Origin of the sequence: Parabacteroides sp. 52, from assembly GCF_010500925.1 — a bacterium.
GTDB lineage: Bacteria > Bacteroidota > Bacteroidia > Bacteroidales > Tannerellaceae > QVMG01.
The window spans coordinates 1-23,347 of the sequence record NZ_QVMG01000021.1 but is presented as its reverse complement, the minus strand read 5'-3'; the positions used below and the strand labels follow the sequence as shown (position 1 = coordinate 23,347).

Below are 23,347 nucleotides of genomic sequence, written 5' to 3'. Positions count from 1 at the left end.
AGTATTCTGTATTTATTGTAATCGGAATTGTATTGGAACTGTATATTTTACGCGAACAGGTTTGTTTCTTTGTTTTCCTGGTTTCCAAGGTGACATAGAGTTTACGACACGTACAGCCTCTTTATCCAAAGAAGGATCGACCCCTCTGGATACGGCGGCATCGCTCACGGCCCCGTCTTTATTGACAACGAAAGAGACAGTGACCCTCCCCTGGATACCGTTTTCCTGGGCAGTCACCGGATATCTCACGGTATTTTTAATATAATCCAACAATGCTTGATCTCCTCCCGGGAAAGAAGGCATCTCTTCTACGACAGTGAATACATGTTCACCCAGGTCTTCTTCCTCCTCGGCAAATACGGGAGGTGGTGGGGGAGGTGCTTCCTGATTCGTTTTTTTCGAGTGGGCACGGTTCTTATTGGCCGAATAGAGAGCCAAGACTTTGCTTTTCTTTATTTGTATCTCCATATCGCTCTTCTTCACCTCCAGTCCATCCTCGGTTATGGTTATGACCTGCGGGGGAGGTGGGAGAGATTCATCCTCTATCTCTGCCAAGGTTAATAGTGGGGTATGATCTTCTTCTATTTGTAACTCGTCCGGAGATAAGAATTCTGGTGCTTGTACGGCAAACTTCTTTACCTGCCGGGTCAGACGGGCGACAGCCTCTACATTGCTGAAAACCATCAGTAAGAACACCAGCGGAATAAACACCAGGTACTTCGCGCGACTTATTGCCCGGCTACGCCTTTTGTTCATCATGCCGATCCGGTTCTTCAGATGCAAGACATTAAAGCTATTGTATAAATTCGTCGATTCTTTATGATGGTGGGCCAGGCCAAGCAGATGATATTGATAACTCTTGCTGTCGTATCCCGCCTGAATAACCATATTATCGGCCAGGTATTCCAGGTTATGCCGTACCTCTCTTTTCAATAACCAGACAAAAGGATTGAACCAAAAGACAAGGGTAATTATCTCACAAAGAATGACATCTATCGAGTGCCATTGGCTGACATGGGTACATTCGTGTGTCAATATCTCCTCCATCTCTTTCTCCGAATGGCTTGCAGGATGGATAAAGATCAAACGGAAAAAAGAAAAAGGACCTGCCGGTTTATTCAACGCATGCACAGCCCTCCCTTGAATCACTTGCTTCTCACTCTTACGGGCCAGCCAGAGAATACTTCCTAACTGCACATAGAAACGCACTGCCAATAATAAGAGAATAGCTATATATAGGATGCGCCCGCCTACGTTCAACACCTGAAGCCAGGAAATAGGGGCATCCACACTATCGACCGTCACGACCGCTTCCGGTGCGATGATGGATGAATAGATATAAATCACTTCTGCAATGGGCTCCTGTTCTTTCAACCAGTCCTGGATATTCAGGAATGGATAAAACAAAGCCAGACCAAAGAAGGCTAACAACACAATACGGCGCAACTTAAAAAATGTGTCTTTATAAAAGAAGAGCCGGTAGAAGGCATAAAAGAGTGCAAAAGCAATATTCACCTTCAAAAAGTAGGCAAATTCCGGTGTCATAGGGGAATAGGTACTAGTTTAAATTATTCTTTCCCTTTCTCAATCATATCGATGATCTCTTTCAAATCATCCGGCGAGATTTTCTGCTCCTTGGCAAAAAAAGAAACCATCTCTTTGTATGAGTCGGCAAAGTAGTTGGTTACCACTCCACTCATAAACGTACGTTTATATTCACTTTCTTCTATTAATGGATGATATTCATATGTGTTGCCGTTGCGTTTGGCTTTCACATATTTCTTGCGTTCCAGGTTTTTCACGACCGAGGCCAGGGTGGTGTAGGGAGGTTTCGGCTCCTCGTAGGTAGCCAGGATATCTTTTACAAAACAAGGGGCTGTACGCCATATCCGACGCATCACTTCCTCTTCCTGAAGGGTTAACTTTTCCATCTTATTCAAATTATGAGTACATTACAAATCTACGAATCAATCGTAAACATACAATAAGAAAGGAGTTAAATAGTATTAATAATGAGGGAAAGGGTTTATTTACGGATTATTTTTTGCCGGCAAATGCCTTTGTTTGTCCGGACAGAGACAATATAGAGCCCCGCCTTTTGCCCATAGAGAGAGAGGGTCGCCTGTGAACTACCTGGAAAATGTTGATCCGCAAGTACGCATCCGGCAATATCAAAGAGGGTAAGCCGGTTCATACTCACCCCTTCCGGGGCATGGACACATAAGGCATCCGGCGTCTGGGTGAATGACAAGGCCCATTCCGCCGCTGATTCGATCGATTGATTACCCACCGGGTTCTTTTTATAAAGATCCAATCGATCGACAAACCCCGGTTCATACCTCAACACGCGCCAATCTTCCTGGTCCACGCGATAATACATCTGGAGATAATCTCCTTCCTCTACCTCTTGGGTGACGACCAGGGGAATACCTTCATTCTCCCAGGTCAAATATCCTCCCCGCAATTGCATGGTCATAACTTCCAACTGGTCCTTGATCTCTCCTTTCTTATTCAGATGAAATATGCCCAGAGATAAATCAGCCGGATGAAACCCATAATTACATACATAGGAATAATAAAAGAGAAAAGGTTCTCCTTGTACAATGTGTGACACATCGGTATACAACCCATAGACCACCGGCCGGTCTTTCAGATCGACATTCCTTCCGTCATAATCCATAAAGAATAATTCATAGACAGGGGCTGTGCCGGGAATCGCTTTTTGCATACCGATGACAGCATCCTGATTGTAGGAGTAACCCGCCCCGTCTTTGGCTCCTCCTACTCCCTCTGCTCCCGGATCTAAAGCGGATAAGAGGAAGAAGCCTTCCGAGATCCCGCTCCATCCCCAGTTGACATGGAAATAGTTGTTTGCCATATACCCGTCGATCACAAACTGATGCCCACCTCCGTATTTCGACTGCCCGGCATACAATACCACTCTTTCTTCATCCAATTCATTCCGTATCAGTGCATTCCAGGCATCGGCAGTATACAGATTGCGATAGACCAGATAGGTTGCGTTGTCATATCCAAAATGCGTAATCAATGCTTTCTGGCAATCCAGAGAGGTTGCTCCGCTGGAAGCCGCGCTGTAATTCATATTCACCGCCACGCCGGCATGGTAGATCAGGGTGGCTACCGCCTTGCCTTCTTCCGCACTCCAGGTTGGCACCCGGTACGAGGTCCCATTCTTATTTTCATTCGCATACGTATATGCATGCAACATACGATCCCAGGCATAGGGAACTTCAAAAGACTGCGAAAGATTAAACTTCTTATCCTTCGAAACATAGCTGTTACTGCCGCTGCCTTGTTTCGGCCATTTATGATAATGCATGGCAATGCCCATGGCTGTAGCCATACAACCTGCCGCAGAACGTGTCGTGCCGTCTACCGGACAAAGGTCGTTATACGGTGCCTCCTGGTCCCACCGGGCGGTGGTAAGAATATAGGCATCGCCCGCCGAGCGACGTACATTTCCTTGCAATAGATCATTCCATTCTCGCACCACATCCGAAGTTGCCTCAATCCCTTTCTCCTGTATAAAAGCGATCTCCTCCTCGTAAGTCAACAGCCAATCCCGTAGATTGGGTGGCATATCTTCCGCCTGAAACTGCCCTTGATCGGCATAACCCAGTATCGGACAAGCAGCATCCTGCCCGGATACAATCACAAAACCACCCGCTCCCGTCACATTGTATACATAAAAAGGAGCTGTTTCCTCCGGTAATACCGCTTTTGTAGCCAATTGACTCCCGGCATATACCAACTCCAACGCTGCTCCGGCCCGCAAGGCAGAGGAAGCTTGCACAAAATGCGTGGCCACCGTATGAGCCGTTTGCCGGTTAACCTTCTCGGCAGAGAGAGGGGCTCCTATGAAAAAGAAGGTAATAAGTAAAACAACAAAACTGTTTTCAGGAGACAATTTACTGTGGGACATCGTGTTTTCTTTCGTTAGATTTATACAAATATACATATTTCATAAGAAGAAATACGGTTGTTTTTTATTTATTGCCTATTTTTGACAGCTCAATCCACACTTAAAATAACGCCGTTATGAAGACTGTTTTATCTGTACTAGGGGGAAGCCTACTATTTCTCTTATCCTTTTCTTGCCAAAAGGAGACACATTTTATGAACGAAGAAGCCTATCGCCTGGAGGTGGAAAAAGATTTTCAGGCCAAACAAGCGGCTCTGCCGGAGGGTGACCTCTTTGCCATTTTTCAATCTCCTCTGACATTGAAAGAAAAGGAAGCCCTCACCTTTCTCTATGCCTACATGCCTGTGGGGGATCTGACGGATTACGACGGAGACTTCTATCTTCGGAATATACGTACCTCCTTTCAGACACAAAAAGAAATGCCCTGGGGGAAAAGTATTCCCGAAGAGATCTTCCGGCATTTTGTATTACCGGTACGGGTAAATAACGAAAACATGGACGAGAGCCGCAGCGTCTTCTACGACGAATTGAAAGAACGGGTGAAAAATCTCTCTCTGTATGAGGCCGTATTGGAAGTCAACCACTGGTGTCACGAGAAAGTAATCTACACCCCCTCCGATGCACGTACCAGCTCTCCCCTGGCCTCCGTTCGTACCGCTTATGGACGGTGCGGCGAAGAATCTACCTTTACAGTGGCCGCCTTACGAGCAGTAGGTATCCCCGCCCGCCAGGTGTACACCCCGCGCTGGGCTCATACGGACGACAACCATGCCTGGGTGGAAGCCTGGGTAGATGGAAAATGGTATTTCCTGGGAGCCTGCGAGCCGGAGCCGGTACTGAACCTTGGCTGGTTCAATGGTCCTGCTTACCGCGGTATGTTGATGCACACCAAGGCTTTTGGCAACTACCAGGGACCGGAAGAGGTGATGGAGGTAACCAGTGCCTATACAGAAATCAATGTGATCGACAACTATGCACCGACAGCCAAAGTCTTTGTCTCTGTCGTGGATACGGAAGGCAAACCCGTTGCCGGAGCGAATGTGGAGTTTAAGATTTACAACTATGCGGAATATTATACCGTTGCCAATAAAAAGACCGATTCCACCGGGGAAAGTTTTCTCTCGGCAGGCAAAGGGGATATGCTCGTATGGGTTACCAAAGACGGTGCATTCGGTTATAAGAAAGTATCCTTTGGCAAAGACGAGAAAGTAACGATCGTCCTGGATAAACAACCGGGAGATACAGAAACATTTACTTTGGACATCGTGCCTCCGGTAGAAGGATCCATTGCCGTGGAAGTAACCGAAGAGCAAAAAGAAACAAACACCTGCCGTTTAGAAGAAGAAGACAATCTGCGAAATCAATATGTAGCGACCTTCTATACCAAAGAAAAAGCCCAAGCCCTTGCCGAAGAATTGAATATTGACCCGGTGAAAACGGTAGAATTCATGATCGGGAGCCGGGGAAACTGGCAAGCTATCGAAGAATTCTTACGTGAAACACCGGCGGAAAAACGAAGGACCGCCCTGGATCTTTTAGGCGTAATCTCGGCCAAGGACCTGCGGGATACGCCCACCTCGGTATTAAAAGACCACCTCATTCATACGCCGCAGAGCGAAAGTGAAGTCTTCACCCGCTACATCCTGAACCCACGCATCGGCAATGAACTACTAACGCCTTACAAAGCGCAACTGGCTAAGCTGGAACCCGGCATGGAAGAGATGAAAACAAATCCGCATCTATTGGTGGAATGGGTGAAAAAGAACATAAAAATAAACGATCTATTGAATCCGCAACGCATTCCAATCACTCCTTTGGGTGTCTGGAAAGCCAAGGTTGCCGATACCGGTTCACGGAATACCTTCTTTATAGCCGTAGCGCGTAGCCTGGGCATTGCCGCACGTATCGAACCGGTAGCCCGGAAAATCCAATACCAGAAAGAGGGTAAATGGATTGATGTAGACTTTGAGGCAGAGGTACAACCCATCAACCGCCAAGGGCAATTAGTCGCCACCTACAAAGCTATCAAAATCATTGACGACCCGAAATACCGCAGCCATTTCACCGTATCCAAGATACAACCCGATGGAAAATTACAGACACTCAACCTGCGGGGAGGAAACAGGAATGTAGATATGGGGACAGGGAATGCCTGGAGTGGCATACTTAAAAACCCCTTCCCTTTGGATGAGGGACATTATATGTTGACCACCGGCACGCGGATGGCTAACGGCAGCGTATTGAGCCAGGTCTCTTTCTTCAACATTGAAGCGGGGAAAACGACACAAACCGACCTGGTGATGCGCGAAAGTGACGATGAAATCGCTGTAATTGGCAACTTCAACTCGGAAAACAAATACAAACCCATCGGAGCCACAGACGCTGTGAGTATCTTATCGACTACCGGTCGCGGATACTTCATCATCGGTATATTAGGGTCGCGCCAGGAACCGACCAACCACGCCATGCGTGATATTGCTGCCGTAAAGGATCAACTGGAGAATTGGGGGCAGAAGATGGTCTTGCTTTTCCCTGACGAACAAGGATACAATCGTTTTGATGCGAATGAATTCGGAGCCTTGCCGGCAACTATCACCTATGGTATAGACGTGGATCATACGATACAAAAGGAGATTGTGGAGGCGATGAAACTAACCCATGCAGAGACACTGCCGATCTTTATCATCGCAGACACCTTCAACCGGGTTGTCTTTGTGTCGCAAGGATATACAATTGGGGTGGGCGAACAATTCATGAAAGTCATAAATAAGTTATAACAAACAGGAGGATGTGTCGATCGTCGACACATCCTCTCCTTAAGAACAATGGGAAATCATATACAGTCCGTATGCATCTATTGCGCCTCCAGCACAAAGATCCATACCGTTTATTTTGAAGCGGCGACCGTCTTGGGTAGATTGTTGGGAGAACGCCAACTGAAAGTCATAAACGGAGCCGGTTCCATCGGACTTATGCAAACCGTATCGGATGCCACATTGGAAGCCGGGGGAACCGTAACAGGCGTCATCCCTCGTTTTATGGTGGAAGAGAAGTGGAATCATCCCGCTTTGACAGAGACTGTCGTGGTAGAGACTATGCACGAAAGAAAGCAGCTCATGGCCGACCTTTCCGATGCAGTCATCGCCCTGCCCGGAGGTTGCGGCACCTTAGAAGAACTGTTAGAGATCATCACTTGGAAGCAATTGGGCCTTTATTCAAAACCGATTGTCATCCTCAATACCAACGGATATTTCGATCCTCTCCTGGCCATGCTTCAGCGTGCCATTGACGAAGATTTCATGCGTGACCAACACGCTGCCATGTGGGCCGTAGCCGATAGCCCCGAAGAGGCCGTAGATCTTATCTATTCCATGCCCTTATGGGATAAGAACAACCGAAAAATAGCAGCGATTTAATCGGGGATTTCCACCGGAAGGGAGACTTTGTTGACTGCAGGGGTACGGACGCCGGGTTTTAGTTCGCCATTGACGATAATCAGTTGGTTCTTATACCTCACTGCACCGGCGCCGGCACGGGCTAATTGTTCATATGCTCCCCATACTTCCCAGCTCTTTGTCAATGTATTATACGCCAATAACTCTTTGTTAAAGGCATACCATTCCACCGGATGATGCATATAAGCGGCAGCTTCTGCCTGCAGGGTTTCGAGCGTTGCCTGGTCGTCTGTCGCCCGGGCTACTTCCATCCTGCGGGGACGATCCACGGCTGTCAGGAAACGATTCCGGTTTACTCCACCCATAAAATAGATCAGGTGCTCTTCACCGGCAACGCCACATCCTCCGGTCAGTGTACGCAAAGAACCATCAGCGAACGATGGAAGCGCAGTTTCTTCACTCCATCTCTTTGTCGAAGGGGAGTAGACCAACAGATTCGTAGGTACCTCCGCCGCCTTATCGCCATCAATAGGAGAGAAGCCTCCGGCGAGATAGAGAAGTGTCTCTTTCCCCTTATTTTGTGCAACTAATACCGGCTGCACACGCGCCACACCCGGGAACGATTTCTCTTTCTTCCAACCCTTTTCTTTTTTCTTCAGATCCAGACTGTAGAGCCCATTTGCAGGTTCACCATCCGCATTGCCTCCCGCCACATAAACAACCGAACCGATTGCCGCAGCCGCAAAGTTATCCAAGGCGGTAGGCAAGGAGGGCAGAGCGGTTAGTTTCGTTTCATTTTTCTCATTCAGTACAAGGAGAAAGGCATCTTTCAGGGCTTGATCCTTGTTATTTCCACCTATGCAAACAATCCCTTCCGGAGTAGCTACCGCAGCTCCGTAGGCGACCTTCTGGGGAAGATGACCTATCCTCTCCCATTGTGCAGATTCGTTTTGCAGATCCAATACAAATATCTCATCGTAATACCGTTTGATGCCCCCTTCCGTCACCGGTTTCTCCGGAAAGTTACAGCCTCCGGCCACAATTAACCGGTCCTTCCATACCGCCGTAAAAGGGGCGGACACCCCCAGAGATGCCGTTGTTTCCGTTCCCGGAAGATCAGCCAGTTTATTCCATTTCATCGTATCTTTTTTATTATTTGTTTCTATTTCTATACAAAAAGTAGAGGCAGGCAAGCCCTCTCCATTGACTAAGTTGGCACGCGTAAACGGTTGCCATCCATACCGCACATACCGGGGATGCTTCACGCCTTCACTCCTTACCCGTAACCGCCCGTTTTCCACAACCGCAATTGCCGGATGAAACAGTCTATCCTCCCCGGCCACTTCAAAGGTGCGCAAGCTTTTCTGATCAGAACTTGTCAATCCTTCGCCATAATCGAAGGTCAACCAGACTCCTTCCGCTTCCGCCGTCGCCGTTTTCACCAACGGCCCTGAGGGCGTCCATGCAAAGCCATAGGTCTTACAGAGAGCCCAACGTGCCAGCCTCTCACCGATCTCTTTCTTATACCGGGGATGTACGTCCAAAGAATCTCCCCGGTCGCTGCTCACCGCCATACCTACATTTGGAATCTCTTGCATCATACGCCGCTGGCTATCACGAAACTGTGGCCAGGAGGGACGGTTGATACCGGAAAGCTGCACATAATGAAACGGTAATTCTTTTCCCCAATACCTGCGCCAACTCTTCACCAACAAAGGGAACAGCCGTTCGTGCGCCTCTATATTATGTGCATTCGACTCGCCCTGATACCATAGAACGCCCTTCACAGGATATTGCTGCAACGGCAGAATACCCGATTCGAACAAATAAACCGGTTCATAGGGATGGCGTTGCCCTTTTATCTCCGAGCGGCGGATATTCTGTGCCGCCCGTTCCCGCACCCAGGGTTGGATGAAGTCGTTCCGTGTCCAGTTTGAAAGAATATCTGGGAAGTCAAACTCCAAGGTCTTGCGGTCGATCCATGCTTCCGTAGGCGACCCACCGACAGCGTTGATAATCAAACCCACCGGTACATGCATCTGTTCCGTCAGTATCCGCGCAAACGAAAACGCTATCGCCGAGATGTTTTTTGTATTTGACGCATCACAAAGCTGCCAGGCAGTATCTTTGAAATACTGGAGGTTGTTGAGTGAATCCATCACCGTTTTATCCCATTCCACCGCATTTGTCAGCCATAACGGCTTAGAGTCGAACACCCGGATATCCGGCCGGGTGGCGGCATAAGCCAGTTGCTCTTCCACCTCTTCTTGCACACTTTCTTTAAGCATAAATGCCATATTCGATTGTCCTGAGCACAACCATACCTCACCAACGGCCACATGTTCGAACCGCAGTGTTTGGGTAGGTGAAGCCACCTCTAAGGTAAGTGCAGGGCCGACCTGCAAAGGACTCAATGTCACATTCCACTTTCCATCGGCTCCCGTCACGGTTTCCTGTTGTTGGTAACCGATCGTCACGCGGATCCGTTCTCCGGCATTCGCTTTGCCTTGTATACGCAAGGGTTCGCCGCGTTGCAACACCATGTAATCGCTATACACAGAAGCCATCTGCAAGCCACCATAATCACCCGTCAGGACGCTATACACCTGCGAAGCAAGGATGCCTGCCCCCGTACTATCCGGATGCAGGGCATCGGGCAAAAGATCGGGGCGGTGATAGAGTGGCTCCTGCAAATCGATAAGTCCTGTTCCGGCAGTCAGAGCGATCTGTTCAATCAGCTCCTGTATCTGCCAGTACCAGTCTCTGGTGCCGGATTTAAACCGGGAGTGCGCATAGGTGATCGGCGTCATGCGGCAGATCCATATCTGGCAGCCCGGGTTCACCCGGCGAAAAGAATCGATCAGATCGATATAATTTTGCACGAATTCATCGCGATAATGCGGCCAGTTACGGGGATCGGTATCATTCAATCCCAGATGAATAATCACCCGGTCGGCTGCAAAATCCAATGCCTGGGTATACTCCTTCTGGCGGATATAAGGCATATGGCCTTTGGATAGGAGTGTCGCTCCGCTGCGTCCGAAGTTTTTCACAGCGTAACCGTCGCCCAAGAGGCGTTGCAGTTGTGCCGGATAGGCGTTCACCTCCCGGTTTTCCACTCCGGCACCGTAAGTCACACTATTCCCCACACAAGCCACCTTGATCTCTTGGGCCTGCAAGAATAAAGGGAAAAACAGGCATAGGAAGAGTCGTATTTTTTTCACTTTATCTCCTTTTATCCGGTGAATACAGCAATCCTTCGACCTCTTTCTTGCCATCGGGGGTGACAAAGACGAAGGTGTACATCCATTTCACCAGCCTTACTTCGCGTGTCTGGAATTTTCCTACGGGCAATTTCAATAAGACTTTATTCCAGCCTTTATTCAAGGTGACGGGAATAGGCGGACGGGCTTCGAAGTTTTCATTGCCCAAGGGAATTTCATTCGAGTGCACAGTATGTGTTGCCGTCCATGTGGGAGGGTTTATCTCGTTATCGTTCACCCAGATACGACTCTCTTTATAGTCCCATTTGCCTTGTGGAGGGGGTAAGTCTTTCTCGGAGCGGCTGTAGTTCTGGGTGCAAGCCCAGAGGCCTACCTCCTGTTTGCGCGGCGACCATACCCAGGTCCAGGCATACGCTGTATGGTCGGGTTGCGGTTCTTTATAGAAAGAAGGAACGGTGTTTCCCCATACATGGCGCAGGTAGATACCCGCTCCTATGGCTTTTTGAGAGGCATAATTTTTACCTTCATAGAGATAGTTTTCTGCCAGCTTTTCTTCCGGTGGAAAGGCCTTTTTCAGATCTCCTCCGTTCGGGAAGGCATCCGAGATACGCCATTTCACATTCGATTGCCGCACATAGGCAAAAGGATATCCTTCGAAGTATATTTCTTTATGCCGGAGCATCCGCGATTCGAAGGCGGCAAAGTCGCGGTAATCTTTCGTCCCTTCCAACCCGATCAGGCTGCCCCGGGTATAGAAATACTCCTCTTGTCCGCCCTGCCAGGTACGTTCGGCCAGGGTAAGCATGGCGGGATAAAAGCCATTTTCCAACAGAATATGTTGTTCCTCTGCCAATTGGCGGTCGTTCCAGACGGCGATCACCGCACCGGCATAGTCGTCACTGCCCTGTTGCTGCTCTGCCACATTGCTGTAATAAAGGGCTGCCAGGTCGGCAAAGGCATCGTAATGGTTGATGTAATGCAGGCGGGAGTCGATCACCGGAATGCCTTTGTATGGCTTTCCGCGGGAGCTCCACATCTGCAACATATCGATCTCTCCCGCTTTGTATGTCCAACCGGGATTCCAGGAGATGGCTTTCATGCCTTTCGATCGTACATATTCGACCATTTCATCGACAAAAGTGGGGTTGGTAAACCGCACCTCATCCGTGCCGATATGCAGGTAGGGCAGTCCGGCAAAGAGTTCGCAAGCCTCATCGACCAGGAGTTTCAGTATCTTCATTCCTTCCGGACTTTGCATGTCGTGGCGGAAGGTACGCTTAAAGGCCTCACTATGTCCCGGCATCTCTATTTCCGGAATCAAGGTGACACCTTGTTCCCGGCAGAAGGTCATCACTTCGCGTACCTCCTCCTGCGTATAATATTTCCCGGGCAGGCGGGTCATATGAATAGAATCGTTAAGCATCGGGAAGAGCTTACTCTCCAAGCGCCATGCCTGGTTGTCGGTCAGGTGCCAGTGAAACACGTTGATCTTATACCGGGAAAGCATCGCTATCTCCCGCTTGAGTTCTTGCACAGAGAGATAACCCCGTCCCACATCGTGCATAAAACCACGCACCCGGAAAGCCGGCCAGTCTACAATACGGCAGCCTGCTACCTCGGGGCGGGAGCCTTTCAGCCGGGTCAGTTGGCGCAGGGTCTGCACTCCCCAGTAAAGCCCCTTTTCGGTAAGGGCCTCGATGGTAATGGCCGAAGCGGTTACTTTCAACCGATAGCTCTCCTGCGGATTGACTGCTACGCCTTCGATATGATCGACCAAAGAGAGGGAGATCGTCTTGCCACCGGGTCGGCCGCCCAGGGAGATACCGTTTTCTTCCAGCCAGAGGATGAGCAACTTTCTATGTGTCTTCTCCCCTGAAAAGGCTATTTCCCGTGCGGAAAAAGTAGATCCACTCCAGTCTACCTGCTGTGGCAACGGCAAAAGAGCCGGTCGTTCCGCCGCAGAAAGGCATAAGAAAGAGAAAAACAAGAACAATAAGAGGTGAAATTTTCTATTCATATATGTACTATTTAAAGATATTTCTCAGTCAAAAAGGGGGGATATTCTATTGCCGATGGGCATCAGCAATATTGACGATGCCCTTCAGCAATATTGTCGATGCGCATCGGCAATACTGCTGATGCGCATCGGCAACAGAAAACTCAAGGCACTCTGTTTAGAATATCCTTCAATGGGATTGCCTGGAACACCATATGCGCCGTACTTCCTTCGTACAGGATACCTACCGTTTCGCGATCGATCATCGTCAGGCAGGAATACCCCCAGCCGTCCGCCTCGTCAATCATCACCTGGTAGGCTTGCGGGAATGTCAGTCCCCCGTCGAGGCTGGCTTTGATGGTGATATGGTTGCGTCCTTTTACAGTATCCGGATTCGAAAACAATAAGATATCCTTTCCCAGTATATTCTCTTTGGCCGGTATCTGTATGAGGCTGGCCATGCATACGGGTTCGCGCAATACATTGCGGGAAGAAGGATGTTGTTCCCAGGTCATGCCTAGGTCTTTGGTGGTATAAACGGCCCGGCTTCCTCCGCGGTTATCGCGCATATTAAGCATCAATACCCCCGGTTCTGTTTCCGCCACCTGCGCTTCGGTCGTATCCAAGCGGGGAGCCGTATGCAGATGCCAGGTCTTTCCCCTGTCTTTGCTATAGATCAGGCAAGCACTGGGTAGTCTTTCTGCGTTGATATATTGGGCAGCAAACACGAGGGTACCATCCTGCATGGTGATACCCATGCCTGGTCCCTGCAACAGAAAATACCAGGAAGGGTCTTTTACCTGTTCGGTGATATTGATTGGTTTCGACCAGGTCTGCCCGTCGTCGTCGCTATAGGCAAGCATCAGTTGTGCTGTCTTATGATCCATCCCCTGCTGGGAATTAAACCAGGCACGTCCGTTGCCCATTCCTTGTGTCCAGGCGGCAATCACCCAAAGGCGTCCGGTCAGCCGGTCGACCAGGATAGCCGGGTCGCCCACTCCATTCTGTGAACGGGGGAAACCACCTGTTTCTCCAAAACTCATGGCAATGCGCATCGGTTCCCAGGTCTGTCCTTTATCCGTACTGCGGCTGACACCTATATCGACACACTCCTGGAGGTCGGCGCTGTTGTTGTAGCGCACATCGTAAACCCCCACCAGGCTGCCTTTAAGGGTCGTCACGATACCCGGAATACGATAGGCGGCAACCCCGTCATCGCCGGCATGACGCACGCCGACACCCATACGAAACAGATAAGGTTCCTGATCTGCATAAGCCAGTGTGGCGGGTTGTTTGTCCATCCATACCTTATCTACTGCCAACGACCATTTATTCGTCAGCGAAGCGGTAGGTTTCATTTGCACGCTTACCCAGAAATAGTTGATGCCTGGGGTTAATGCTTTATCCGTTTTGAAGGTGAGTTTCCTTCCGGGTTGTAATACTTCACCGCATAGAACAGAGTAAGTCAAATTCGCATCCCGCGTCTGTCCCGGTTTATCCCGGTGTATGTAGGCATTGGGAGCATAGCGTTCGCCGGAACGGCTGGATACTTGTATCGCCTCTGTACCTCCATAATACAAACGCACAGCAACTATATCTTGCAGGTTCGTTTCTTCTCCAAAAGAAAGAGAGATCTCATGCAGCCGTTTCCCCTCTTCCGCTTTCATACGCAGGAAATAAACCGCATTATCCGAACGTTCGAGCATTACCGGAACGCGGTTTTGTTTCACTTGTACGGTATCTGTTGCTTGTAAAGAGTATAGGGTGGCAATGAAGAAAAAGAAAGAAAGAATGAATCGTTTCATCTCCATGTATTTAAATGTTTTTACTTGTATGCTGTAAATATATGAACTATTCAGCGATTAACGCTTGCATTTTATTTTCTTTATGGGGTTCCGCTATTTCCTTCGCACCGCCTATAACGCTTGTCCATATAAGTGTTCTCTTTTTTTCATAACTCGCTTTTACTTTTTTATAGTCTATTTGATAGCCTTCATCTGTATAACATTTTATGCCCTCAACTGTTTTATCCCCTATTGATCCGTCATAACAAACAGCCACATAAGTTGTCGTTTTATAATCGAAAGCATACATTTGAGTTTATATCTATATGAAAGTAACCCCCTCTCCTTTGAGAAAGAGAGGGGGAGAGCTAAAAAATGAGTTTTTTTCAATTAATTGTATCCCGGCGTCTGCTCCAATGCCGGATCATTTCCTAAGATCGTCTTATCGAGTGGCCATAACACCTTATGACTTTCGGTTGCTTCATCCAACAAAGGCAGGTCTCCTTGCAGGCTTCCTTCTTTACAGAATACCAGGTGCTTGCCTCCTTTTGTCAGGGTCATGCGGCATAAATCCCACCAGCGTTGTCCTTCCTGCACGAATTCTTTGTCTTTTTCATGCAGGATAGCCAATTCGTTTTGGGTGAAGTCCCCGGCTTTGTAGCCATATACATTGGCATCCCAGTTGTCTGCGTAAGCACGGGCACGCACCAAGTTGATATAGGTTTCCACCTCGCTGCCGTTGCCTTCCATATTGGCCACCTCGGCCAGTGCCAGATATACCCAGGATAAGCGGTAATAGGCATTGTCTCCACAGAAAATACGGTTGCCGCTTGCATTGATATAACCGATGTTCTTACGCACATGGGTTCCGTTGAGGAATAATTTGTCGTTTTCATCTTTACGGTAAGAACCGATGAAAGTGGCATCGCGCCGTGTATCTTTCACATCGAATTTATGGAAGAGTGCCCTGTCGTATTCGTAGGCTTGGTTATAGCCGTTTTTCAGTTCCAAGGGATCGTTCCAGCGAGAGCCATCTTCCCGGAAGCTGGATGTCTGTGTACTACCCGTTGTTACAGCGTAGGTATACGGGCCATAACCATTGGTTGCTTCTCCTTCCAGATAACGAACCGCAAAAATGATCTCTGCATTTGCTTTGTTTTTGGCATCGAAGACACTGGCAAAATTACCGAGTAATTGCAGGTTATAGTTGTTTGCTACATTCAACAAATGTGTTTTTGCTGTTGCCAGATCGGCTGGATTGGCAGCGTTGTCACCTATAGACACCTTGGCATTCCATAAATACACGTCGGCAATCAGACATTCAGTTGCTGCTTTACTCCAATAACATTTGGCACCATGGCCGTAGGGATTGAAATCTTTTGTATCGCCAAAGAGGGTCAATGACTGTTGCAGGTCGCTCTTTATCTGTGCCATAACCTCACTCGGTTTGGCTCGTCCCAGATACAATTTGTTCGGATCCAACTCACCGTCAATCACTTCAATACCCAAACGCAAAGGCACTCCGCCGTATATACGGTACAGGTCGAAATAATAGAAGGCGCGAAGCCCGTAAGCGATTGCCAGGTAATAGTTTTTCTTGGCTTCACTGGTGAAATAGTCTGCATCCTGTACACGGGCAATCAATAGGTTCGTATTCGTGATACGTCCATAGAGGTCACCGAATTTAGAGACACCCGTATTGTTGATATCGAAATTCTGGTTGCGGATACTACCATAAGAAAGGGTCATCCCGTCGCAGCTTACACCGTCGTTGCGATAGTGGCCGCCTCTGAGTTCGCCAAATACAATCGTGTGTTGGAAATCGGCGTCACGCAGATGTTTATGTAAGCCATCCACATAACCGGCCACATGTGCTTCTGTCTTCCAATAGGAACCGCTGCCGTAATAATCTACCGGTGAGCGATCCAGCATATCCCCACAAGAGGTACTCATGATACCGACAGCCGTCAGTAGGGTACCGGATAGGATTATAGATGTTATCTTTTTCATATGTCTTCTTTTTTACTGATTAAAATGTTAAGTTGATTCCAAATAGTACGGTGCGAGGCAATGGATAACCGGTACCACTGGCTGTCCCTCCTGCTCTTACTGTTTCAGGAATAGCTACCGGAGCGGCTGTGATATAGCCTAAGTTCTGTCCTGTAACAGACACATCCAAGCGTTGGCATTTGAATTTACTCACCAGGCTTGTCGGCAAGGAATAGGCCAGTGAGAGTTCGCGGATAGCCAGGTAGTTCCCACTGTATGCAAAGAGGGTAGAGGTACGGTAATAGTTTGATGCTCCTAATTGGTCGGCATACACAAACCGGGGGTATTTTGCATTCACATTCTCTTCACTCCAGGTATCACGTACTTCTGTGCTTGTGTTGTATGTTCCTTGCATAGCACCCAGATACCAAGGGGTTGTCGTATCATAGTTTTTAAAGCCCAGGGCAAAGTCGAAACGTCCGGAAAGGGTGAATCCTTTGTATGCCAGAGAGGTATTAAATCCTCCGATCCAACGGGGAGTCGTATTCCCCAATACTTCCTGGTCGTACACGTCGATGACGCCATCTCCATTGATATCTTTCCATTGCACATCCCCTGGTTTCAACTCGATGGCATTTTTCTTCTGCGCATCCGTAAGGGCAGCCCAGGCGGCAGGGCCGTATTGATACTTTCCGTTGGCATTACCCGTTTTCACAATCAGGTTGGCCGGTATATCATCGACAGTTTTGTAGATCTTTTCGGCTACATAACCTACCATAAGACCGGGTTCTTGTCCTTCCTGGTATCCACCGACCCATTTCAGTTCGTTACCGTTTCCGGTATATATCTGCATACCGTTCTGGCGGTTTCTGTCCAGGCCGTTGTCCGGGAGAGAGATGATCTTGTTCTTGTTGAACGCGATATTCGCACTCATATTCCATTTGAAGTCCTTATGGTCAATAATCTTACCCGACAATTCGATTTCAAGCCCTTGGTTCTGGAACTCTCCATTGTTGTTTTTGATAGAAGAGAAACCGGTGGTAGAAGGCAAGCTCAGGTCAGCATATTTGTCCTGCGTCAAGCGGTTGTAGTAGGTGAAGTTGGCATTCAGACGGTTCTGGAAGAAGCTAAGATCTAAACCACCTTCCACGGTACGTGTCTTTTCCCAACGCAAAGCCGGGTTAGGCAATGCTCCAATCAGATAACCTACATTACCATTGTATTTAGCAGATCCATAAGATCCCTGAAGGGTATAGGCGCCAATACCGGAAGCATTTCCATTCACCCCGTAACTGGCACGCAGTTTACCGAAAGAAAGTGCCGGGAGTGCCTCTGTGATAAAATTCTCTTTGCCAAAGATCCAACCGGCAGAAACACCGGGGAAAAAGCCCCAACGGTTGTCGCCAAGCAGGGATGAATAGCCGTCATAACGGAAGACGGCCGACAGAAGGTATTTACCCTGGAAGTCGTAATTGGCGCGTCCGAAGTAAGAAAGAATGCTGTATTGACTATGCCAGGAGTCGATCGTACGCTTGCCCTCCCCATTGTCGGTCAGGTTCAGATCGGCGAAGTCGTCCGTCGGTGCGCCTGATCCCGAAGCCTTGAAGCCTTTAGTCTTCAGGTCATAATATTCTGTACCCAACATGACACCCAGGTTATGTTTGCCGGCGAATGTCTCGTCGTAATTAAGTACCAGGTTATAGGTCTGTGCAAAGTCACGTCCGAATTCAGCACTTGTGTTACGTGTTCTGATCCAGTTGTTCGGTGTGTTTTCGTAGTCTTTGGTGAAGCTTTCATACATATACTCTGAATAATACCAGTTCATCGTACCTTTCAGGACAAGCCCTTTCCAGAGTTTCGCTTCCAACGACTGGATCATTGTGAATTTATCCGATTGGTTATCCACCTGCCATTTATCGGCCTGATAAGACTGGTTACCATCACCTGCCCCGGGGCCTAAGAGCGTTTTGCCGTCTTCATCGACATAACGTACGGTCATAGGCACCGACAGGATACGTCCGAAATAGTTGGCTTCGGAGCCTTGTGAACCAGGCATCGAACGCCAGTTGGCACGGTTGTAACTGAAGTTCGAGATCGATTTCAACCAATCCTTGATCTTATAACTGCCATTAAACAAGAAGCTGTAACGTTCATAAAACGAAGTAATCGGGAGACCTTCCGACTTATTATAACCTAAACCGGCATAGTAAGTTCCTTTTTCGTTGCCTCCACTCATATTGATATTGTAATCCTGGGTAATAGCCGGATTATTGAAGTTATAATCTGCCGGATTCGTATTCTTGAAGATGATCGTCTTATTGGGATCCAACGGGTCTGCCATTTCTTCCCATCCTTTATCCAATAGATAGGCATTCTCTGCGGTTTTACCCATTACGTTCCAACGCATATTCGCATTATATACATTGCCTGTACCCATCGGTTGTGCACCTGTGAGGTTACCTTGCGGTGCCCAGGGAGCGGCAGCATATGCTTTGCGCATATAATACAGATAGTCACGGGCATTTAAGAATTCGTGTGGGGTGTTTACATAGTTTAATCCGACTTTAGCCTTGAGGTTGATCTCCGAATGGCCTGATTTTCCACTCTTTGTCGTAATCAATACAACCCCGTTACTGGCACGTGCCCCGTAGAGTGCCGTAGCTCCGGCATCTTTCAATACTTCCATTGACTCAATGTCTTCCGGGTTAATATCACTCATACCTCCCCGAAGCTGTCCGTCTACAATGACAAGCGGAGAGCCTGTACCATCGAGGTTGGTTCCCCCACGAAGCACAACAGTCGGTGCTGCCCCCGGGTTTCCGGATGCCTGTACGACCTTCAAGCCGGCCACCGCACCGGATAATGCCTGTGCCGGATTAGAGAAAGCACCTGCTTTCCAGGTATCTTCACTTACTTTGGCGATGGAGTTGGTCACCTTCGAACGCAGCTGTTTCCCGCCATAACCGGTTACAACCACCTCTTCCAATGTTTCCATATCCTCTTCCATTGTGATCTTGAGCGTTGTTTTACCTGCCAGGGGTATTTCCAGAGCTTTGTAACCGACATAGGTTACAACCAACGTGGTATGCGGATTTTCTACTTGCAATGTAAAGCCTCCGTCTACATTGGTGATTGTTCCGTTCGTGGTTCCTTTTTCATAAACAGAAGCACCTATAACACTCTCTTTATAAGTGTCATAAACCGTTCCTGTAATCGTGATACGACTCTGCCCGTAGAGTAAAATTGGGCATAAGAGAGCCATAACAAAAATCATTAGATTTTTCTTCATAACAAATTGCGATTATGTGATTAATATAAGTGAATTGTTCTTTTAACGGTAAACGTTTATCCTTCGTTTTCTGTCATATTGGCTGTTTTAGGGCGCAAAAAGGCTAACTGTATAAGTAATGCAAACAGTACAACTCCCGCCAGAAGAGCAAAATCATGCCCCAGATTTCCGGCATCGGTCGATTTACCCAGAAGATTTGTAATTGCCGCTCCGGCAAAAACACCCGTCATATTCATCATTCCATAAGCGGTCGCCCGGTAACGGGGGGAGATAAACTGGCAAAGGATCGGCATATTATTCGCATCGAACATACCATACCCCAAGCCAAAGCACAGGCCACCGCCAATGATCGTAACAAAGCTATGTCCGAATCCGAGAAGTAAAAGTGCAGGAATGGTCAACGCCAGTCCGATAGCACCGGTATACACCCGGCCACGCACATTGGTCTGTATCCATTTATCCGATAAGATACCTCCTGCAATAACCCCGATAAAAGAAGCTATCGCTATCGTGATGGTGGACAAAGGTCCTGCCTGAGCCATGTCTATAGATAGATTCTCGGCAAAAAGTGTCGGTAACCAGTTCTTCGTAGCCCATCCCGGTAGGCTGGGCGTCGCAAAGTAAAACAGTATCACCCAAAAAGAAAGATTGGTCAATAAGACAGCGATCCCTTTGCAGGCTGCCTTCACCGGGTTTTCTCTTTGCATTTGCTTCGGTATCTCCTTCAACGGTCTTTTCTCCCGCAGGAAAAGAATCAATACGATACTGTATATGATCCCCACCCAACCAAAGGCGTGGAAAGTAGTCTCCCAGGAATACATACTGGCAACTGTCGCCCCGAATCCTCCCAGTGCCTGGCCTACATACAATCCTGTCATATGAATACCTATCGCCAGGGAACGGCTTTTCTCTTCATGATAATCCGCTATCAGGGCCAATCCGGCGGGAATATACAAAGCCTCACTCACCCCCATCAATGCGCGGAGCATATAGATCTGGTTGAAAGAGGTACAATACCCCATCATCAGCGTAACAAAAGACCAGACAAACAAACTGCCCACTATCAGCCACTTACGGTTTATGCGATCGGCCACCATGCCGGCCACCGGGCTCATCAGTCCATATATCCAGAGAAAGACTGCCATCAACCGTCCGAAGTTTGCCGCTGTCTCCAACTCCACGATATCGACCATCATGGCCGACTTCATCGTAGAGAGCATCTGTCTGTCGAGGTAATTCAGAAGGGCTACAACCCATAACAAGCCAACGACTACCCAGGGATAGTATTTTTTATTTCTCATACTCATTTACACAACTCGTAACATTTCAGCATCATACGCGGGATATGAAACGGCCCTTTGAACATATTGCCCTTTGCCGCTTGAGAGAGCGTTCCGTCATAATGGAAATAACCAAACCACTCCCCGTATTCCTTATCCGGAAAGCGGGAGTAGACATACTCACTGATCTGCTTGTGCATCTCCAGATACTTCCGGTCGCCCGATGCCTGATAGGCATAAAGCGTAGCTATAATAGCTTCCGACTGAGGCCACCAGAACTTCATGTCGTGCCAATAATCCTGGGGAGGAAGATTCTTGCAATCTTTAAAATAGCTGATTCCACCGTATTTCTTGTCCCATCCCCACTCCCAGGACCAATCCAACAGGGTAAGCCCCAGCTCTTTTAGCTCCGGATCCCAGTTGCGGTATTTGGCCTCTTCCAAGATAAACCAGGCTGTTTCAATGGAATGCCCGGGGTTAATTATGCGTCCGGCAATGGAATCAATGAATTCACCGTGAGGACCTACTGTCTCTAGTATCGCTTTGAACTCCGGCTTAATGAAATCCCGCCGCAATTCAGCAATAGAATCATCGATCTGTTGGGTCAAGACCGGATCGTCGATCGCCTCCCGGATGCGGGCCGCCGTATCGATCAGAATCATACAAAGGGAATGTCCTTTGGCTATCAACCCCTCCCTGTATTTGGGTTCGAGCAGGCCCGGCGTGTTCCGGTAATGAAGTACTTTTTTAAAAAGTGCAACCGCTTTCTCCGCATAGGATTGCTCACCTGAGGCCAGGGAATAATGTGCCATGGCTATGGCAGCAAATATCTCCGAAAAGGCATACCGCCGCTTACGCACAGGCAAGCCGGTGGCCGTTACTTCAAAGAACATACGTCCATCCGTATCGAAACAATGTTTTTCAAGAAAGTCAATCCCGCTTTTGCAGGCCTCCAACCAAGTCTCGTCTTGTTTTATCCGGCAATATGCATTCGCCAGTATATAGGCGAACCGCCCTTGAAACCAAACCGATTTCATCGAGTCCATCAAGGAACCATCCCGGTCCAGGCAAGTGAAATAACCTCCATTCTCCCTGTCCCAGCCATGTTTCAGCCAGAACGGAAGAATATCAGTAATTAGTTCATCCTTATAACGCTCTCCCCAAGTATGGAGATAGGCAGCAGGATCATATATATTATCAGGCGTTTTCATCCTCTCAGAATTTATTACATCTTTCAAAAAAGCCAATGGCTTCCAACTCTTTTTGCATCGCTTTCTCCTCTTCCTCTGTCATATTCTGGAAAGGGGTACGGTTCTTTCCCAGGTCTAAACCGATCAGTTTCATGATGCGTTTTCCCCCTACGATATTTCCCCGGTAGTTACAGATCACATTGATAACCTCCTGTGAAAAGTTCTGTTTCTCACGGGCTGTCTCCAGATCGCCCGCTTCCCAGGCGGCAAGAATGCCGGTTAGTTCTTTCCCGTTGTAATTGGTTGTTCCGCCAATGCCTCCTTGCGCTCCGCCCATGGCCAGGCAAGGAAGAATCGTTTCGTCTTGTCCGTGAAGCATATCGAATTTCCCCTGCTTATACAGGCGACATTGGTTATATTCATACAGGCTTTCATATGTATACTTAATCCCTGCAAAGTTAGGAATGCGCCCGTCTACAGCCTGCAAGAAGGCAAGCATGGAGAGATAAGCATTATTAAAAGCCGGGATATGGTAATAATAGAAAGGCAATGTCGGAGCTCCACAGGCGATCTCTTCGCAATACTTCACCAACTCTTCCACCCGTCCGATACGGGGAAAAGGAGTAGCCATCGCACCTATACCCCAGGCTCCTATCTGAGCAGCATGGGCCGCCAGCCTACGGCTCGACTTGACACAGGTACTTCCCACATGCACAATCACTTTAAAACCTTCAGGCGCTGCGGCCATCCACGCTTCAGCCAGCCGTATCCGCTCTTCTTCCGTCAACATATACCCTTCTCCCGAAGAACCATTGATAAAGACCCCTTTCAGGCCATTCTTCTGAAGTAGTTGCGCATAAGCCGGAATCGGCTCAAGATTGATCTCCCCATTCTCATAGAAAGGAGTAAAGGGGGCATTGATTAGTCCTTTAATTTTTTCCATAACTTGTGCTGTTAAGTGAGTATTAGACTCTGAGTTTTAATTACACGGCAAATGTAAATAAATAATTTTAATAACGCGCAAATATTTTGAAAACAAATTAAGATATATCCCTGAGAAAGACTTATTTTTTAAATATATTTCGTTCCAAATCCTGCTTACCCTACCACCTTCTACCCTCAAAAGCCCTCCCCTGATTCACCCAAACGATGGCGCAGAGGGCAGATTGCGTGGCATTGGAGGAAGTCAATTCTATCGTTAATGCGGGATAATTTTAGTGTTGATAGCTATCGTCACTACTAACGATAGCTATCATC

13 protein-coding genes and 1 pseudogene are annotated in these 23,347 nt (G+C 48.1%); 2 read left to right on the top strand and 12 right to left on the bottom strand.

All coding sequences use genetic code 11. The features are described from left to right. Positions 1 to 15: 15 nt before the first annotated feature. The 3 genes and pseudogenes from D0T51_RS10845 to D0T51_RS10835 form a co-directional block, all read right to left on the bottom strand. Positions 16 to 1,545, bottom strand: a pseudogene (locus tag D0T51_RS10845) (TonB family protein); the annotation flags it as partial. 23 nt (positions 1,546 to 1,568) lie between these two features. Then, positions 1,569 to 1,931 (bottom strand): BlaI/MecI/CopY family transcriptional regulator, encoded by a 363-nt coding sequence (locus D0T51_RS10840; protein WP_163729236.1) that lies wholly within the window; start codon positions 1,929 to 1,931, stop codon positions 1,569 to 1,571. 95 nt (positions 1,932 to 2,026) lie between these two features. Beyond that, entirely contained in the window at positions 2,027 to 3,943 is a 1,917-nt protein-coding gene (locus D0T51_RS10835) for a thiol protease/hemagglutinin PrtT (protein WP_163729234.1), read from the bottom strand. 116 nt (positions 3,944 to 4,059) lie between these two features. Between D0T51_RS10835 and D0T51_RS10830 the strand changes: the two genes are divergently transcribed. Continuing rightward, the gene (locus D0T51_RS10830; RefSeq protein WP_163729233.1) at positions 4,060 to 6,720 is read left to right on the top strand and encodes a transglutaminase domain-containing protein; all 2,661 of its coding nucleotides are present in this window, start codon (positions 4,060 to 4,062) and stop codon (positions 6,718 to 6,720) included. Between the two features lie 48 nt (positions 6,721 to 6,768). Further along, positions 6,769 to 7,359, top strand: coding sequence for a TIGR00730 family Rossman fold protein (locus D0T51_RS10825; RefSeq protein WP_163729231.1), 591 nt, complete (start codon positions 6,769 to 6,771; stop codon positions 7,357 to 7,359). On the opposite strand, the gene D0T51_RS10820 is transcribed toward D0T51_RS10825, so the two are convergent. The 9 genes from D0T51_RS10820 to D0T51_RS10780 form a co-directional block, all read right to left on the bottom strand. Beyond that, the gene (locus D0T51_RS10820) at positions 7,356 to 10,562 is read right to left on the bottom strand and encodes a cyclically-permuted mutarotase family protein (RefSeq protein WP_280778720.1); all 3,207 of its coding nucleotides are present in this window, start codon (positions 10,560 to 10,562) and stop codon (positions 7,356 to 7,358) included. The two genes, D0T51_RS10825 and D0T51_RS10820, sit on opposite strands and share 4 nt — an antisense overlap. A 1-nt stretch (position 10,563) precedes the next feature. Continuing rightward, on the bottom strand, positions 10,564 to 12,579 hold the full coding sequence (locus tag D0T51_RS10815; protein WP_163729228.1) for a family 20 glycosylhydrolase: 2,016 nt from the start codon (positions 12,577 to 12,579) through the stop codon (positions 10,564 to 10,566). Between the two features lie 143 nt (positions 12,580 to 12,722). After that, positions 12,723 to 14,369: a sialidase family protein gene (locus D0T51_RS10810; RefSeq protein WP_163729225.1), complete on the bottom strand. Its 1,647-nt coding sequence runs from the start codon at positions 14,367 to 14,369 to the stop codon at positions 12,723 to 12,725. Positions 14,370 to 14,409: 40 nt separating this feature from the next. Then, the gene (locus D0T51_RS10805; RefSeq protein ID WP_163729222.1) at positions 14,410 to 14,652 is read right to left on the bottom strand and encodes a hypothetical protein; all 243 of its coding nucleotides are present in this window, start codon (positions 14,650 to 14,652) and stop codon (positions 14,410 to 14,412) included. 80 nt (positions 14,653 to 14,732) lie between these two features. Then, a complete protein-coding gene (locus D0T51_RS10800) occupies positions 14,733 to 16,352 on the bottom strand; it encodes a RagB/SusD family nutrient uptake outer membrane protein (protein WP_163729220.1) in 1,620 nt (539 codons plus the stop codon). 19 nt (positions 16,353 to 16,371) lie between these two features. After that, positions 16,372 to 19,620 (bottom strand): TonB-dependent receptor, encoded by a 3,249-nt coding sequence (locus D0T51_RS10795; protein ID WP_163729218.1) that lies wholly within the window; start codon positions 19,618 to 19,620, stop codon positions 16,372 to 16,374. 56 nt (positions 19,621 to 19,676) lie between these two features. Next, positions 19,677 to 20,921, bottom strand: a complete 1,245-nt coding sequence (locus D0T51_RS10790; RefSeq protein ID WP_163729216.1) for an MFS transporter — start codon at positions 20,919 to 20,921, stop codon at positions 19,677 to 19,679. 2 nt (positions 20,922 to 20,923) lie between these two features. Continuing rightward, positions 20,924 to 22,111, bottom strand: a complete 1,188-nt coding sequence (locus D0T51_RS10785; protein ID WP_163729214.1) for an AGE family epimerase/isomerase — start codon at positions 22,109 to 22,111, stop codon at positions 20,924 to 20,926. A gap of 4 nt (positions 22,112 to 22,115) precedes the next feature. Next, a complete protein-coding gene (locus D0T51_RS10780; protein ID WP_163729212.1) occupies positions 22,116 to 23,033 on the bottom strand; it encodes a dihydrodipicolinate synthase family protein in 918 nt (305 codons plus the stop codon). Positions 23,034 to 23,347: the final 314 nt, after the last annotated feature.

What these genes read in the sequence shown, in the direction of transcription:
- D0T51_RS10790 (WP_163729216.1), bottom strand. Translation starts at nt 20,921, where the DNA reads ATGAGAAATAAAAAATACTATCCCTGGGTAGTCGTTGGCTTGTTATGG.
- D0T51_RS10835 (WP_163729234.1), bottom strand. Translation starts at nt 3,943, where the DNA reads ATGTCCCACAGTAAATTGTCTCCTGAAAACAGTTTTGTTGTTTTACTT.
- D0T51_RS10810 (WP_163729225.1), bottom strand. Translation starts at nt 14,369, where the DNA reads ATGGAGATGAAACGATTCATTCTTTCTTTCTTTTTCTTCATTGCCACC.
- D0T51_RS10800 (WP_163729220.1), bottom strand. Translation starts at nt 16,352, where the DNA reads ATGAAAAAGATAACATCTATAATCCTATCCGGTACCCTACTGACGGCT.
- D0T51_RS10830 (WP_163729233.1), top strand. Translation starts at nt 4,060, where the DNA reads ATGAAGACTGTTTTATCTGTACTAGGGGGAAGCCTACTATTTCTCTTA.
- D0T51_RS10780 (WP_163729212.1), bottom strand. Translation starts at nt 23,033, where the DNA reads ATGGAAAAAATTAAAGGACTAATCAATGCCCCCTTTACTCCTTTCTAT.
- D0T51_RS10840 (WP_163729236.1), bottom strand. Translation starts at nt 1,931, where the DNA reads ATGGAAAAGTTAACCCTTCAGGAAGAGGAAGTGATGCGTCGGATATGG.
- D0T51_RS10805 (WP_163729222.1), bottom strand. Translation starts at nt 14,652, where the DNA reads ATGTATGCTTTCGATTATAAAACGACAACTTATGTGGCTGTTTGTTAT.
- D0T51_RS10825 (WP_163729231.1), top strand. Translation starts at nt 6,769, where the DNA reads ATGGGAAATCATATACAGTCCGTATGCATCTATTGCGCCTCCAGCACA.
- D0T51_RS10815 (WP_163729228.1), bottom strand. Translation starts at nt 12,579, where the DNA reads ATGAATAGAAAATTTCACCTCTTATTGTTCTTGTTTTTCTCTTTCTTA.
- D0T51_RS10785 (WP_163729214.1), bottom strand. Translation starts at nt 22,111, where the DNA reads ATGAAAACGCCTGATAATATATATGATCCTGCTGCCTATCTCCATACT.
- D0T51_RS10795 (WP_163729218.1), bottom strand. Translation starts at nt 19,620, where the DNA reads ATGAAGAAAAATCTAATGATTTTTGTTATGGCTCTCTTATGCCCAATT.